This is a genomic window from Streptomyces noursei, assembly GCF_016917755.1.
GTDB classification, from domain to species: Bacteria; Actinomycetota; Actinomycetes; order Streptomycetales; family Streptomycetaceae; genus Streptomyces; species Streptomyces yunnanensis.
Genome location: NZ_CP070326.1, coordinates 6522897 through 6537298, shown reverse-complemented (window position 1 = coordinate 6537298; position 14402 = coordinate 6522897). Strand labels below are relative to the sequence as shown.

At 70.5% G+C, this 14402-nt stretch carries 14 protein-coding genes; all 14 read right to left on the bottom strand.

Going from position 1 to position 14402, the window contains the following annotated elements; translation table 11 throughout:
• Positions 1–145 precede the first annotated feature (145 nt).
• Positions 146–961, bottom strand: coding sequence for a F0F1 ATP synthase subunit delta (locus JNO44_RS28725; RefSeq protein ID WP_205366672.1), 816 nt, complete (start codon positions 959–961; stop codon positions 146–148).
• Positions 958–1521, bottom strand: coding sequence for a F0F1 ATP synthase subunit B (locus JNO44_RS28720; protein WP_205366671.1), 564 nt, complete (start codon positions 1519–1521; stop codon positions 958–960). Before JNO44_RS28720 ends, JNO44_RS28725 begins: the two co-directional genes overlap by 4 nt.
• A 43-nt stretch (positions 1522–1564) precedes the next feature.
• Positions 1565–1834 (bottom strand): ATP synthase F0 subunit C, encoded by a 270-nt coding sequence (gene atpE, locus JNO44_RS28715; protein ID WP_016570924.1) that lies wholly within the window; start codon positions 1832–1834, stop codon positions 1565–1567.
• A 76-nt stretch (positions 1835–1910) separates the two neighbouring features.
• Positions 1911–2705: a F0F1 ATP synthase subunit A gene (atpB, locus tag JNO44_RS28710; protein ID WP_159510355.1), complete on the bottom strand. Its 795-nt coding sequence runs from the start codon at positions 2703–2705 to the stop codon at positions 1911–1913.
• Between the two features lie 279 nt (positions 2706–2984).
• The gene (locus tag JNO44_RS28705) at positions 2985–3422 is read right to left on the bottom strand and encodes a Cg1360 family ATP-synthase-associated protein (RefSeq protein ID WP_205366670.1); all 438 of its coding nucleotides are present in this window, start codon (positions 3420–3422) and stop codon (positions 2985–2987) included.
• A 287-nt stretch (positions 3423–3709) separates the two neighbouring features.
• Complete coding sequence (locus tag JNO44_RS28700) at positions 3710–5062, bottom strand: MraY family glycosyltransferase (RefSeq protein WP_205366669.1); 1353 nt, start codon at positions 5060–5062, stop codon at positions 3710–3712.
• A 119-nt stretch (positions 5063–5181) separates the two neighbouring features.
• Positions 5182–6570: a serine hydroxymethyltransferase gene (locus tag JNO44_RS28695; RefSeq protein ID WP_205366668.1), complete on the bottom strand. Its 1389-nt coding sequence runs from the start codon at positions 6568–6570 to the stop codon at positions 5182–5184.
• A 197-nt stretch (positions 6571–6767) separates the two neighbouring features.
• A complete protein-coding gene (locus JNO44_RS28690; protein WP_205366667.1) occupies positions 6768–7463 on the bottom strand; it encodes an arsenate reductase/protein-tyrosine-phosphatase family protein in 696 nt (231 codons plus the stop codon).
• Positions 7463–8110 (bottom strand): L-threonylcarbamoyladenylate synthase, encoded by a 648-nt coding sequence (locus JNO44_RS28685; RefSeq protein ID WP_205366666.1) that lies wholly within the window; start codon positions 8108–8110, stop codon positions 7463–7465. The genes JNO44_RS28690 and JNO44_RS28685 overlap by 1 nt, the downstream gene beginning before the upstream one ends.
• A 70-nt stretch (positions 8111–8180) precedes the next feature.
• Positions 8181–9032 carry a peptide chain release factor N(5)-glutamine methyltransferase gene (gene prmC, locus JNO44_RS28680; RefSeq protein WP_079143420.1) on the bottom strand — a complete coding sequence of 284 codons (852 nt, stop codon included), beginning with the start codon at positions 9030–9032 and terminating at the stop codon, positions 8181–8183.
• Positions 9033–9098: 66 nt separating this feature from the next.
• Entirely contained in the window at positions 9099–10178 is a 1080-nt protein-coding gene (gene prfA, locus JNO44_RS28675) for a peptide chain release factor 1 (protein WP_205366665.1), read from the bottom strand.
• Positions 10179–10349: 171 nt separating this feature from the next.
• Entirely contained in the window at positions 10350–10574 is a 225-nt protein-coding gene (gene rpmE, locus JNO44_RS28670) for a 50S ribosomal protein L31 (protein WP_030065532.1), read from the bottom strand.
• A gap of 175 nt (positions 10575–10749) precedes the next feature.
• The gene (locus tag JNO44_RS28665; RefSeq protein ID WP_205366664.1) at positions 10750–11874 is read right to left on the bottom strand and encodes an LCP family protein; all 1125 of its coding nucleotides are present in this window, start codon (positions 11872–11874) and stop codon (positions 10750–10752) included.
• 366 nt (positions 11875–12240) lie between these two features.
• A complete protein-coding gene (gene rho / locus JNO44_RS28660) occupies positions 12241–14256 on the bottom strand; it encodes a transcription termination factor Rho (protein WP_205366663.1) in 2016 nt (671 codons plus the stop codon).
• Positions 14257–14402: the final 146 nt, after the last annotated feature.

Below are 14402 nucleotides of genomic sequence, written 5' to 3'. Positions count from 1 at the left end.
TGGGGTTTCCGCTTACGGCCCAACTCGGGCCGCCGTCATGCTTGTGCTGTTCTCCGGGGCGTCGTCTGGACCGCGGCCGGACCTGTGGGTCCGGCGGGTCCGGCGGTCGGCCGCCGGGTGTGCAGCTCTTGAGTTGGTGGCTGGGTCAGCCGGCCATCCGACGGGCTACCCCGTCGAGGCGGTCCGCGATGGTCCCGTTGATGACCTCGTCGCCGATCCGGACCTGGACACCGCCGAGGACCTCAGGGTCCACGTCGAGGTTCAGGTGGATCTGCCGGCCGTACAGCGTGGCCAGTGCGGCGCCGAGGCGCTGCCGCTGCCCGTCGCTGAGCGGCACCGCGGAGGTGACCACCGCGACCATGCGGTCCCGGCGGGCCGCCGCCAGCTTGGAGAGGGCTTCGAGCCCTGCCTCCAGGCTACGGCCCCGCGGCTGTGCGACAAGACGGATCACCAGCCGCTCGGTGACCGGGTTGGCCCGGCCGCCCAGCAGCGTGTGCAACAGCTCCGTCTTGGCGGACACCGTCGCGCTCCGGTCCGTCAGCGCACGGCGGAGATCGCCGCTGGACGCGATGATCCGGCCGAACCGGAACAGCTCGTCCTCGACGTCGTCCAGCCGGTCGGCCCGCTGGGCCGCGACGAGGTCGGCGCTGTAGGCCAGCTCCTCGATCGCGTCCGGCAGGTCGCGCGAGCGCGACCAGCGGGCCCGGACCATCCCGGTCACCACGTCGAGCGTCGCCTCGCCGACCTGGCCGCCGAGCAGCCGCCGGGCCAGCTCGGCCCGCGCCTCGCCGGGCTGCGCCGGGTCGGTGAGGACCCGACGCAACGACACCTCGCGGTCGAGCAGAGCGGTGACGGCAGCCAGCTCCTCAGCGAGCTTCGCCGCGTCGACGGAGGTGTTGTCCGTCAGCGCGTTGAACTGCTCGCGTGCGGAGGCGAGTGCCTCGCGGCTCGCTCCATTCATCGGCCGGCCTCAGCCTTCGTCGCGTCCGACGCCGCCTTGGTCTCGAGGTCGTCGAGGAAGCGGTCGATGGTCCGGCTCTGCCGGGCGTGGTCCTCAAGGGACTCGCCGACGAGCTTGCCGGCCAGTTCGGTGGCGAGCTTGCCCACGTCCTGGCGCAGCGACTGGGCGGCCGTCTTGCGGTCCGCCTCGATCTGGGCGTGGCCGGCAGCGATGATCTCCTCACGCTGCCGCTGGCCCTCGGCGCGCATCTCGGCGATGAGCGTCGCGCCCTGCTCCTGCGCCTCCTGGCGCAGACGCGCGGCCTCGTGGCGGGCGTCTGCGAGCTGGGCTCGGTAGTCCGCGAGAACCTGCTGCGCCTCGGCCTGCGTCGCCTCGGCATCCTCGATACGGCCTTCGATCTGCGCCCGGCGCTCGTCCAGAACCTTGTTGATGTTCGGGAGGAGCTTCTTGGCGAGGAAGCCGAAGACGATGAAGAAAGCGATCAGGCCGATGACCAGCTCTGGAATCGGCGGGACAAGGGGGTTCTCAGGAACCTCCACCGCCAAGTTCAGGGCGTTCACATCAGTGCCTTCCGTCTGAATGGATAGTCGATGCGGCTTCGGTTTACTTGTAGACGAAGCCCATGACGATGCCGATCAGGGCGAGCGCCTCACAGAAGGCGAAACCCATGATCTGGTTGGTGCGGATCAGGCCGGCGGCCTCGGGCTGGCGGGCCAGGGCCTGGGTGCCGTTACCGAAGATGATGCCGACGCCGACACCGGGGCCGATCGCGGCGAGGCCGTAACCGATCGCCGCGACATTGCCGACCACCGTGGTCTTGGCGGAGTCGCCGGCGGCGGCGAGGTGGTTGACCATCTCGAGAGCAGCGGACATGCCGTTACTTCCTTCTCGTTTCACATACCGGTGGGGGTTGGCCACCGGACAGCTGTTGGGGTGGGAGGCGGGGTGCTCAGTGGTGCTCGGCGAGCGCGCCCTGGACGTAGTTGCAGGCCAGAAGGACGAAGACGTACGCCTGGACGGCCTGGATGAACAGCTCGAAGGCCGTCATCAGGAGGGTCATGATGAACGAGGCGCCGGCGTAGACGAAGCCGATGCCGTTCAGCAGGTACCAGCTGGCGATGGTGAACATCAGGATCAGCAGGTGGCCGGCAAACATGTTGGCGAAGAGCCGGACCGCGTGGGTGAAGGGCCGGATGATCAGGTTCGAGAAGAGCTCGATGACCATGAGCAGCGGCAGGACCCAGCCGAGCGACTTGTCGTAGCCGGTGAAGTTCTTGAAGGCGCCGACGAAGCCGTGCTTCTTGAAGGTGAGGAAGACCCACAGGATGTAGACGATCGCCGCGAGGCCCGCGGGGAAGGCGATCACCGACGTCACCGGGAAGGAGGCGACGGGGATGATCGACCAGATGTTCATCATCCACACGAAGAAGAACAGCGAGACCATGAAGGGGACGTACTTGTCGCCCTCTTTCTTCCCCAGCGCGTCGTAAACGAGCCCGCGGCGGACGAAGTCGTAACCCGCCTCGCCGATCATCTGGAGCTTTCCGGGAACCACCTTCGCCCGGCCGAATGCAGCCCAGAAGAACCACACCACGACGACGGTGCTGAGCAGGGCCAGCAGCATCGGCTTGTTGAACTCGAAGCCGCCGATGGTGAAGAGCGGCTCGAAGACGAAGTTATGAAGCCCGGGAGCATCAAAGCCGCACCCGGAAAAGATGTGGCAGTCGGTCTCGAAGGCGAGCATCGTTTCAGCACTCACCGCGAGCTCCTTCAGCGTGGCGCATAGGTACGGCAACCTCGTTGTGTCGGCGCGGCGTTGAGCCACGGAGCGGCACTGGACTGGTCTTACGGATTAGGGGGCGGCTGGTCGGCACTAGGCCGGACCGGATCACAGGCATTGGCCGCGAGAACTTCCCGTTCCTTCTCGTGGACTCCGGGAGCTCAGCCGCCTGCGCCATCAGCGCCGCAGTTGGCACCGGACGATAGCAGGCCCGCATGAGGCCATTTATCTCGGCCCTACGAGTCACGTCGGCGACCCCGCCGTCTTGGCCGTGTCGGCCTTCGCGGAGTCGGGGTCCACGTACAGAATCTTCGCCTTCATATGACCGCGCGTCTGGGCGGCGATCCATACGAGGGTGGCAGCGAGCAGCGTGAACGCAAATGCCTTGGTGTCGAAGAGAGTTGTGTCCTTGAAGGCGATGAGGAACACCGCCACGAACAGGATCTGCACGGTGTACAGCAGCAGGCCCATCATCTGGAACAGCTGCGGAAGCTTCTTCGCGGTCGACTGGAGGACCGCGAGGCCGGCTCCCATCACCAGCACCACCAGCGCGGTGCCGACGACGGCGCCGATCGCTCCCGTCGCGCCTGCGATCGCACCGCTCACGGCAACGGCGATGGCGCCGGCGGCAAGGGTGGGCACGGCGGCGTGGAGGAGTAGTCGGGCGTCATTCGACTGCATGGTGGCGCTCCGGCAATGGGTGGGGGTGTGTCGTCAGGGACGAGCGTAGACCCGGCCTGAGGAAGAACCTGTGGCCAAAGGACCGTCGCACTACGGTCCTTCGGCTCTAGCACCGGGTTTCGTGAACGGTATCACAAACTATTTGATGAGGTCTTTACCTGCTTCGTGTGGATCCTGTCACACGTGAGAGTGACTGCGCCCATAGGTGCACTGACGGGCCGTCGATTGTCTGGTATGGGGTCAACCATCCCGATTTTCGAGGCACGTTCGGGCGACCGCAGTGGGCCTCAGTGATGACTCCCCGCCTTCCGACGGTCCACGAAACGTGACCGATCGCCGATGGCCGTGGCGCCGTTGATCCCGGCCGGAACCGCCGTCCGACGCTCCTCCCCCGACGTCTCCTCGGCCACCCCGTCGGCCGTGGCGTCCGACGCCGACGCGCCCGCGGCGAGCGGTCCGCGGACGACCCGGCGGTAGCGCGGCGGGACCAGCCGCTCGGCCCAGATCGGGGCGCGCGGGGTGAAGCGCGGGAGCAGCAGCAGCACCAGTCCGACCGCGCTGAGCAGCACGATTCCCAGAACGATCCACATGCTCGCGTCGTTCGCCGAGTACGCCACCGCACCGAAGGCGATCAGCGCGGACCAGAAGTACATGATCAGCACCGCGCGGCTGTGGGAATGGCCGATCTCCAGCAGGCGGTGGTGCAGGTGCCCGCGGTCCGCGGCGAACGGCGACTGGCCCTTCCAGGTCCGTCGCACAATGGCCAGAATCAGGTCCGCGACCGGTACCGCGATGATCGTCAGCGGCAGCAGCAGCGGGATGTAGACCGGCACCATCGCGTGGGTCGCCTCGCGCAGACCGCCCGCCTTCTGGTTGAGCAGGTCGGGGTCGACCTGGCCGGTCAGCGACACCGCGCCGGCGGCCATCACCAGGCCGATCAGCATGGAGCCGGAGTCGCCCATGAAGATCCGCGCCGGGTGCATGTTGTGCGGCAGGAAGCCCAGGCACATGCCCATCAGGACGACCGAGAACAGGGTGGCGGGCGCCGCCGCCTCGATGCCGTAGCCGAACCAGAGCCGGTACGTGTACATGAAGAACGCGGCCGCGGCGATGCAGACCATGCCGGAGGCCAGGCCGTCCAGGCCGTCCACGAAGTTCACCGCGTTGATCGTGATGACGACCAGTGCGACGGTCAGCAGGGTGCCCTGCATGGGCGTCAGCGCGACCGTGCCGATGCCGGGGACCGGGAGGTACAGGATCGTCAGGCCCTGAAGGACCATCACGCCCGCGGCGATCATCTGGCCGCCCAGCTTGACCAGCGCGTCCACGCCCCACTTGTCGTCGAGCACGCCGAGGATCCAGATCAGCGCGGCGCCCGACAGCAGCGCCCGCGGCTCGTTGGTCTCGAAGACGCTCTTGAGGTTGGTCAGGTGCGCGGCCACCAGCAGCCCCGCGCACAGCCCGCCGAACATCGCGATCCCGCCCAGTCGGGGGGTCGGCTCGCGGTGCACGTCACGGGCGCGGATCTCCGGTACCGCACCGGCCGCGATCGCGAACTTTCGCACCGGGCCGGTCAGCAGGTAGGTCACCGCGGCAGTGACGCACAGCGTCAGCAGGTATTCACGCACGGGCTGCCCCATCGAGATAGCTGGCCATCACAGCCTCACACCTTATGCGTGTCCGCCCCCTGGCCGTGAATACAGGGAAACACCCGGTAGGACGTCCGTCGTCCCACCGGTGGTTCCCGATTCCGCCCGGATCAGCCCTGATCGGGATAGGGCGGGAATCGGCCGACCAGGCCGGCGATCGCGGCCCGCACCGCGCCGTCCTCCCGCAGCGCCGCCCCGATCAACTCCGCGATCCGGTGCATTTCGGCCTCGCCCATCCCCTGCGTCGTCACCGCGGCGGTGCCCAGACGGATCCCGGTCGGGCAGCCCCGGGACGCCGTGGCCGGTTCGGCGCCCGGCAGCGCGCAGGTGTCCAGCACGATCCCGGACGCCGCCAGCCGGCCGCGGGCGGTGCGCGCGTCCACGCCGAGCGGGGCGGTGTCCGCGGTGATCAGGTGGGTGTCGGTGCCGCCCGTGGTGATCCGCAGGCCCTCCGCGGCCAGCGCGCCGGCCAGCGCCCGGGCGTTGGCGATGACCTGGCGGGCGTAGGTGCGGAAGGCGGGCCGGGCGGCCTCCGCGAAGGCCACCGCCTTGGCGGCGATCGCGTTCATCTGGGCGCCACCCTGGGTGAACGGGAACACCGCGCGGTCGATGCGCTCGGCCAGCCGCCCCCGGCACAGGATCATCCCGCCGCGCGGCCCGCGCAGCACCTTGTGGGTGGTCGCGCACACCACGTCGGCGTACGGCACCGGGCTGGGGGCCGCGCGGCCGGCGATCAACCCCATCGGGTGCGCCACGTCGGCGATCAGGTACGCGCCGGTCTCGTCGGCGATGTCGCGGAACGCGGCGTAGTCGATGTGCCGCGGGTAGGAGATCGAGCCGCAGACCAGGGCCTTGGGCCGGCGCTCGCGGGCCAGGGCGCGGATCGCGTCGTAGTCGAGCAGCCCGGTGGCGCCGTCGACGCCGTAGCCGGCGAAGTCGAACCACCGGCCGGAGAAGTTGGCCGGCGAGCCGTGGGTGAGGTGCCCGCCGTGCGGCAGGGACATCGCCAGCACGGTGTCGCCGGGGCGCAGCAGGGCGGCGTAGGCGGCCAGGACGGCCGAAGACCCCGAGTGGGACTGGACATTGGCGTGTTCGGCGCCGAACAGGGCCTTGGCGCGCTCCACCGCGATCCGCTCGGCGAGGTCCACGATCTCGCAGCCGCCGTGGTGCCGGGCGCCCGGATAGCCCTCGGCGTACTTGTTGCTCAGCGGGGAGCCGAGGGCGGCCAGGACCGCGGGCGAGACGAAGTTCTCCGCGGCGATGAGTTGCAGCCCGTCGCTCTGTCGGGCGCTCTCCGCCAGCAGGACGCCGGCGATCTCCGGGTCCTGGCCCAGGAGGGCGGCGAAGTCCGGTGCGCCGGGCGGTCGGGTGACCTCGTCGCGGGCCGCTTCCTGCGCCCGCTGCTCGACGGATGCGGCCGCCGCGGCGGCCCGGGGCTCGCCGGCCGGGGCGCGGCCGGCGGCGGACGTACGGCGGGATGACGCGGTGGTGGCGGGCATCGCTGGCTCCGGGCCTCGTGCGGGGACCAGGGCACGTCGCACGTGCCCCCAGGGCCCGCCCCGGACCTCGATCTGCCGGGCAGGCCCCAATCCCAATGTAGGCGCGGCACGGGGATCGGGCGCGGCGGGCGGGGCAATCGGGTCCCGGGGCCGGCCCACGGGCCGCACAGCGGCCTCCAGGGCCGTTCCCCGGGGTGCTACGCCGGTGCCGGGACCCCTGTGAGGGCGGTGACGACCGGATCGAGCGCGCGGTTGATCTCGTCGCCGATGGAGCGGAAGAACGTGATCGGCGCGCCGTAGGGGTCGTAGACCTCGTCGGACTCCGGGTTGGGCGCGAGCAGCCAGCCGCGCAGCGCGGCGGCCGCGCCGACCAGCGCGCGGGCGCGCTCGACCAGCCCGCTGTCGGGCAGGTCCGGGTCGGGCGCCGGCAAGGTGGCCGGATCTATGGCGCGAACCAGCCGGTTGAACTCCTTCAGCGTGAAGGTCCGCAGCCCGGCGGAGTGCCCCATCGAGATGACCTGCGCGCGGTGGTCGCGGGTCGCGGTGAGCACCAGGTCGGCCCGGATGACGTGCTCGTCGAGCAGCTCGCGGCCGATGAAGCCGGCCGGGTCCGCGCCGTAGTCGGCGAGCACCGTCGCGGCGTGCGCCTCCATGGGGGCGCCCTCATGGCCCCAGGTGCCCGCGCTCTCCACCAGGAGCCCGCAGCCGCGGACTGCTTGCGGAGAGCCCAGCCGCTCCTGCAGGGCGTGCCGGTGCAGCCGCTCGGTGATCGGCGAGCGGCAGACGTTGCCGGTGCTGACGTGGAGGATCCGGAAACAGGGCATGGGGTCCGCCGGGGCGGCGAAGGGGTCGTCGCCTGGTCCCGCTATGCCACGCCCCTGCGGCGGGGGCATCAATGCGCCACCTCGAGCTCGGGTACGACCTTGCGCAGTTCCTCCGCACTGATCGCGCCCTCGCGCAGCAGCACCGGCACCTTGCCGGTGACGTCCACGATCGAGGACGGCACGGCGGCGGGCGTCGGGCCGGCGTCGAGGTAGACGGAGACCGAGTCGCCGAGCATCTCCTGGGCGGCGTCGCAGTCCTGCGGCGACGGATGGCCGGTGAGGTTGGCGCTGGAGACCGCCATCGGGCCGAACTCGGTGAGCAGCTCGATCGCGACCGGGTGCAGCGGCATCCGCACGGCGACCGTGCCGCGGGTCTCGCCGAGGTCCCAGGTCAGCGACGGCTGGTGCTTGGCGACGAGGGTGAGCGCCCCCGGCCAGAACGCGTCGACCAGTTCCCACGCCTGCTCGGAGAACTCGGTGACCAGGCCGTGCAGGGTGTTGGGGGAACCGACCAGGACCGGGGTGGGCATCCCCCGGCCGCGGCCCTTGGCCTCCAGCAGGTCGCCGACGGCCTCCGGACTGAAGGCGTCCGCACCGATGCCGTAGACGGTGTCGGTCGGCAGCACGACCAGCTCGCCGCGGCGGACGGCCGAGGCGGCCTCACGCAGGCCGGTCGCGCGGTCGGTCGCGTCGCTGCAGTCGTATCGCCGTGCCATTAGCGGTCCTCCTCGTGCGGAACGAATACTTCGGATGCGTCGGCTGCCTCGGGCGCCGGAACGGGGCGGTTCATGGCGTCGCCCGGCGCGCGGTGGCGAATCGGGGCCGGTTGTTGAGGTCGGGGTGGTCGGCCGCGTCGGCCCAGCCCTGCTCCTCGTTGAAGATCCACGGCACCTGTCCGCCCTGGGTGTCGGCGTGCTCGACGACGACCACGCCGCCCGGCCGCAGCAGGCGGTGCGCGGTCCGCTCGATGCCCCGGATGGTGTCCAGGCCGTCCTCGCCGGAGAACAGCGCCAGCTCCGGGTCGTGGTCGCGGGCCTCGGGGGCGACGTACTCCCACTCGGTGAGCGGGATGTACGGCGGGTTGGAGATCACCAGGTCGACCTGCCCGTCCAGTTCGGGGAGCGCGGTGAGCGCGTCGCCGTGGTGGAGAACGACGCGGGACCCCTCGACGTTCTTGCGGGCGTAGCCCAGGGCCTCCTCGGAGAGCTCCACGGCGTGCACCCGCGACCGCGGGACCTCCTGCGCCAGGGCGAGGGCGATCGCCCCCGAGCCGGTGCAGAGGTCGACGATCAGGGGTTCGACGACGTCCATGGCGCGCACCGCGTCTATGGCCCAGCCGACCACCGACTCGGTCTCCGGGCGGGGGACGAACACCCCGGGCCCGACGGCGAGTTCGAGGTAGCGGAAGAACGCCCGACCGGTGATGTGCTGGAGCGGCTCGCGCGCCTCGCGGCGGGCGATGGCCTCCCAGTAGCGGGCGTCGAAGTCCGCGTCGGCGACGGTGTGCAATTGGCTGCGCTTCACGCCGTGCACATGCGCGGCCAACTCCTCCGCGTCGAAACGCGGCGAGGGCACGCCGGCATCGGCCAGCCGCTGGGTGGCCTGGGCCACCTCCGCGAGCAGCAACGATCGGGAGATCGGGGGGCGCCCCCCTGCATCGTGCGGCACTGGTCCTCCAGCCGGTACGTCCTGGGTCTTGCGGTGTTACTGGGCGGCGGCGAGCTTGGCCGCCGCATCGGCGTCGACACACGCCTGGATGACCGGGTCCAGCTCGCCGTCGAGCACCTGGTCCAAGTTGTACGCCTTGAAGCCGACCCGGTGATCCGAGATGCGGTTCTCCGGGAAGTTGTACGTGCGGATGCGCTCCGAGCGGTCCACGGTGCGCACCTGGCTGCGCCGGGCGTCCGAAGCCTCCCGCTCGGCCTCCTCCTGGGCCGCGGCCAGCAGCCGCGAGCGGAGGATGCGCATCGCCTGCTCCTTGTTCTGGAGCTGGCTCTTCTCGTTCTGGCAGGAGACCACGATGCCGCTGGGCAGGTGGGTGATCCGGACCGCGGAGTCGGTGGTGTTGACCGACTGGCCGCCCGGCCCCGAGGAGCGGTAGACGTCGATCCGCAGGTCGTTGGCGACGATCTCGACCTCGACCTCCTCGGCCTCCGGCGTGACCAGCACGCCGGCCGCCGAGGTGTGGATCCGGCCCTGCGACTCGGTGGCGGGCACCCGCTGGACGCGGTGCACCCCGCCCTCGTACTTCAGCCGCGCCCAGACGCCCTGCCCCGGCTCGGTGGCCCCGCCGCCGCCCTTGGTCTTCACCGCGACCTGGACGTCCTTGTAGCCGCCGAGGTCGGACTCGTTGGCGTCCAGGATCTCGGTCTTCCAGCCGACCCGCTCGGCGTACCGCAGGTACATCCGCAGCAGGTCGCCGGCGAACAGCGCGGACTCCTCGCCGCCCTCGCCCGCCTTGACCTCCAGGATCACGTCCTTGTCGTCACTGGGGTCACGCGGAACGAGCAGCAGCCGCAGCTTCTCGGTGAGCTCCACGCGCCGGGCGTCGAGCTCCTTGACCTCGTCGGCGAAGTCAGGGTCGACCTGGCTGAGTTCGCGGGCGGTCTCGATGTCGTCGCCGGTCTGCTTCCACGCGCGGTACGTGGCGATGATCGGGGTCAGTTCGGCATAGCGCTTGTTCAGCCGCATGGCCTCGCGCTGGTCCGTGTGGACCGCCGGATCGGCCAGCCGCTTTTCGAGGTCGGCGTGCTCGCCGACCAGTTCCTCGACTGCCTCGAACATCGTGTGTTCCTCTGCTGACTGCTGGTGTGACTTCCCTGGGCGACAGTGCCCCTGTGCCGCGGTGCGGCGGGCCGTCCCCCCGGCCGGAGGGGCAGAGGGTACGGACGACAAAGACGCCGGTCCGGTCCCCCCTGATCCGGGGGCGACCGGAGACCGGCGCCTTGCGGGTCGCTACTTCTTGGCGGCCGCGGCGGACTTGCCGAAGCGGGCCTCGAAGCGGGCCACACGGCCGCCCGTGTCCATGATCTTCTGCTTGCCCGTGTAGAACGGGTGGCACTCGGAGCAGATGTCCGCGCGGATGCTGCCGCCGGCCACGGTGCTACGGGTGGTGAAGGACGCGCCACAGGTGCAGCTGACCTGGGTCTCGACGTACTCCGGGTGGATGTCGCGCTTCAAGGGATTCTCCTAGGTTCGGGAGTGCACCGGGTCGTGGCGCTGATTGCGTCACGTGAACCGGGGCCGACGGTCCAGTCTGCCAGCACTGGCCGTATCTCCCAAAACGGGGGTACGGCCGGAGCTATTCCCCCGCCCGCCCACCCGGCATTCCCGGGCGGTCGACGCGGGGTCGCGGCTACTTCACGTAGTGGGACGTACCGCCCTTGTCACCTGCGGAACCCTTGATCGCGGACTTCGGAATGTCCTGGTCGTCGCGGAGCGCGTCCCAGACCTTGCGGCCCTGGGTGGTGAGCGGCAGCACCCGATCGGGGTTGATCGGGTCGTACGTCACCGGGAGCGTCACCATGTCGATGGCGTCGGCCGGTATCCCGCCGAGCTCCTTGGCCAGGCCGGTCAGCGCGGTGACCGAGTTGAGGTCGGTGTCGGTGGTGACGGCCTTGGTGGCGGTGTCGGCGATGGTGTAGAGCTTGGCCGGGTTGGTGAGCAGGCCGACGCTGCGGACCTGCTTCATCAGCGCCTTGACGAAGGTCTGCTGGAGCTGGATGCGGCCCAGGTCACTGCCGTCGCCGCCGGGGACGCCGTGCCGGGTGCGGACCAGCCCGAGGGCGTCCTCGCCGCCCAGGGTGTGGGTGCCGGGCTGCAGGTGCAGGTGGCTGTACTTGTCGTTGATCGGCTTGGAGGTGGTGATCTCCACCCCGCCGAGGGCGTCGATCAGCTTCTTGAAGCCGGTGAAGTCGACCTCGACGAAGTGGTCCATGCGGATCCCGCTCATCGACTCGACGGTCTTGACGGCGCAGGCCGGTCCGCCGACCTCGAAGGCGGTGTTGAACATCGCCCGGCGCTGCCCGGGGACGGTCCGGCCGCCCTGGGTGCAGTCGGGCCGGGTGACCAGGGTGTCCCGGGGGATGCTGACGACGCTGGCCTTCTTGTGGCCCTTGAAGACGTGCACGATCATCGCGGTGTCCGAGCGCGCCCCGCCCTCGTCCTTGCCGTAGGAGGCGTTGCTGCCGGAGCGGGAGTCGGAGCCCATGACGAGGATGTCCATCGAGCCGTTGTCGATGTTCTGGGGCCGGTCCTTGCCGAGCGCGGCGTTGATGTCGACGCCGGTCAGGTTGCCGTTGAACTTGAAGTAGAGGTAGCCGAGCCCGGCGCCGCCGAGCAGGACGACGCCGACCAGCGCGCACAGCGTGGTGGTGAGGGCCCGGCGACGCCGGGTGGGGGCCTTGCGCCGCCGGCCGGTGGCACGTATGGAGCGGCCGCGGTCTCCGGCCGCCTGCGCGGTCCCGTCGCTCTGCGCCATCTGTTCCTCAGTCCTTCGTCGGTCGACTGCGCCTCGCCGTCTCCCTGCCGTAAGCGGTGGATTGCCTAGTCAGACGAGAGGCCGACCGGAAGGGTTGCACAGCGCGTTATGAGCGTCTTCTTAGAAGAACGGGGTGCGCGGAGCCGGCGCGCGGGCCGCTACACGGCTCTCACCAGCGCTTTCGCCGCGGCGTGTGCGCGGGAGGAAACCTCGTACGCCGTACGGATCTGTGCGAAAGGTCTCAATCGGGACACGGTGCCGCGCGGCGCAGCTCACACCCGCGGGGCGCGGCCGGACGGAACGCGCCGGGCCCCCTCACCCGCGGGGGTGAGGGGGCCCGGTCGCAAGGCGGCGTGGCCGCGGGCGTCAGTCGTTGCCGTTGCCCGTGGTCGGCGTCGTCTTCTGGATCTGGAGCAGGAACTCCGCGTTGGACTTCGTCTGCTTCATCTTGTCCAGCAGCAGCTCGATGGCCTGCTGCTGGTCCAGCGCGTGCAGCACCCGGCGCAGCTTCCAGACGATGGCCAGCTCGTCGCTGCCCATCAGGATCTCTTCCTTACGGGTGCTGGACGCGTCCACGTCCACCGCGGGGAAGATGCGCTTGTCGGAGAGCTTGCGGTCGAGCTTGAGCTCCAGGTTGCCGGTGCCCTTGAACTCCTCGAAGATCACCTCGTCCATCCGCGAGCCGGTCTCGACCAGCGCGGTGGCCAGGATGGTCAGCGAACCGCCGTCCTCGATGTTGCGCGCGGCACCGAAGAAGCGCTTCGGCGGGTAGAGCGCGGTCGAGTCGACACCACCGGACAGGATGCGGCCGGAGGCGGGCGCCGCGAGGTTGTACGCGCGGCCCAGGCGGGTGATGGAGTCCAGCAGGACGACGACGTCGTGACCCAGCTCCACCAGGCGCTTGGCGCGCTCGATGGCGAGCTCGGCGACGGTGGTGTGGTCCTCGGCCGGGCGGTCGAAGGTCGAGGAGATGACCTCGCCCTTGACCGACCGCTGCATGTCGGTGACCTCTTCCGGACGCTCGTCGACGAGGACGACCATCAGGTGGCACTCGGGGTTGTTGCGGGTGATCGAGTTGGCGATCGCCTGCATGATCATGGTCTTGCCGGTCTTCGGCGGGGCCACGATCAGACCACGCTGGCCCTTGCCGATCGGCGTGACCAGGTCGATGATCCGGGTCGTCAGGCCGCCCGACTCGCCCTCCAGGCGCAGTCGCTCCTGCGGGTAAAGGGGCGTCAGCTTCCCGAACTCCGGCCGCTGGCGGCCCTGTTCGGGCGCCATGCTGTTGACGCTGTCCAGTCGCACCAGGGCGTTGAACTTCTCGCGCCGCTCGCCGTCCTTGGGCTGGCGGACCGCGCCGGTGACGTGGTCGCCCTTGCGCAGGCCGTTCTTGCGGACCTGGGCGAGCGAGACGTACACGTCGTTCGGACCGGGCAGGTAGCCGGAGGTCCGGATGAACGCGTAGTTGTCGAGGATGTCGAGGATGCCCGCGACCGGGATCAGCACGTCGTCCTCGGCCACCTGCGGCTCACCGGCGAAGTCCTCGCGGCCACGGCGCCCGCGGCGGTCGCGGTAACGGCCGCGCCGACCGCGCCGGCCGCCCTCGAAGTCCTCGTCGTCGCCGTCCCGGCGGTCCCGCTGGCGGTTGCCGCCCTGGCCGCTGTCGCCCGCGTCGGTCTTACGACGGTCGCGGTCACGATCGCGGTCACGATCGCGCCGACCGCGCTCGCCCTTCTGACCGCGGTCCTGGCGGTCCCCGCGGTCCTGGCGCTCGGCGCCCTTGGCGGACCGGCCCTCGCCGGCCTCCTGCGGGGCGACCGCGGTGTCGGTACGGACCTCGGTCTTGACCGCGGTGGCGGCCTCGACCTTGGCCTCGGTGCGGACGTCGGCGTCCGGGCTGCCCGCGGGGGCGGTGGCCCGGCGACGGCGACGCTCGCCGGCCGGCGCCTCGTCGCTGACCGGCTGGCCCGGGATGTCGATCTGCTGCTGCGTCCCGGACTTGTCCGCGGCCTTGGTCGACTTGGCGGCCTTCTCGGCCTTGGCCGCCGGCTCGGCGCCGTCCTCGCCCGTACGGGCCTTGGAGGTCGTGCGGCGCTTGGGCTTGGTCTCGGTGTCTGCGGGCGCGTCGGCCTTGGCAGCGGCCCCGGAACCGGCAGCCTGCTTCTCCTTGATGACCTCGATCAGCTGGCTCTTGCGCATCCGCGCGGTGCCCTTGATACCGAGGCCGGAGGCAATCTGCTGGAGCTCTGCCAGGACCATGCCCTCAAGGCCGGTGCCGGAGCGGCGGCGTCGCGTGGTGGCAGGCGCGGCGGGAGCGTCCGTGGCGGGCGTGGTGGCACTGCCATCGGTGCGCGCGCCCATCAGATCGGTGGTGTCGCTCACGAAGGGTCCTTCCCTGGAGCGGGCGTCGGCCTGTCTGGCTCGGCGACCGGTTGTGCTGTCCGGCTGGGTCCTGGGTCTTGCGGACCGGGCCGGGGCGGTGGTCCCGCCGGATACGGCGGAAAGATCAATTCATGGCTTCGGCGTGA

Excerpts from the sequence above, each read along its gene's own strand:
- JNO44_RS28725 (WP_205366672.1), bottom strand. The coding sequence starts at position 961 with ATGAATGGAGCGAGCCGCGAGGCACTCGCCTCCGCACGCGAGCAGTTC.
- atpE (WP_016570924.1), bottom strand. The coding sequence starts at position 1,834 with ATGTCCGCTGCTCTCGAGATGGTCAACCACCTCGCCGCCGCCGGCGAC.
- atpB (WP_159510355.1), bottom strand. The coding sequence starts at position 2,705 with ATGCTCGCCTTCGAGACCGACTGCCACATCTTTTCCGGGTGCGGCTTT.
- JNO44_RS28705 (WP_205366670.1), bottom strand. The coding sequence starts at position 3,422 with ATGCAGTCGAATGACGCCCGACTACTCCTCCACGCCGCCGTGCCCACC.
- JNO44_RS28700 (WP_205366669.1), bottom strand. The coding sequence starts at position 5,062 with ATGGGGCAGCCCGTGCGTGAATACCTGCTGACGCTGTGCGTCACTGCC.
- JNO44_RS28695 (WP_205366668.1), bottom strand. The coding sequence starts at position 6,570 with ATGCCCGCCACCACCGCGTCATCCCGCCGTACGTCCGCCGCCGGCCGC.
- JNO44_RS28690 (WP_205366667.1), bottom strand. The coding sequence starts at position 7,463 with ATGCCCCCGCCGCAGGGGCGTGGCATAGCGGGACCAGGCGACGACCCC.
- JNO44_RS28685 (WP_205366666.1), bottom strand. The coding sequence starts at position 8,110 with ATGGCACGGCGATACGACTGCAGCGACGCGACCGACCGCGCGACCGGC.
- prfA (WP_205366665.1), bottom strand. The coding sequence starts at position 10,178 with ATGTTCGAGGCAGTCGAGGAACTGGTCGGCGAGCACGCCGACCTCGAA.
- JNO44_RS28665 (WP_205366664.1), bottom strand. The coding sequence starts at position 11,874 with ATGGCGCAGAGCGACGGGACCGCGCAGGCGGCCGGAGACCGCGGCCGC.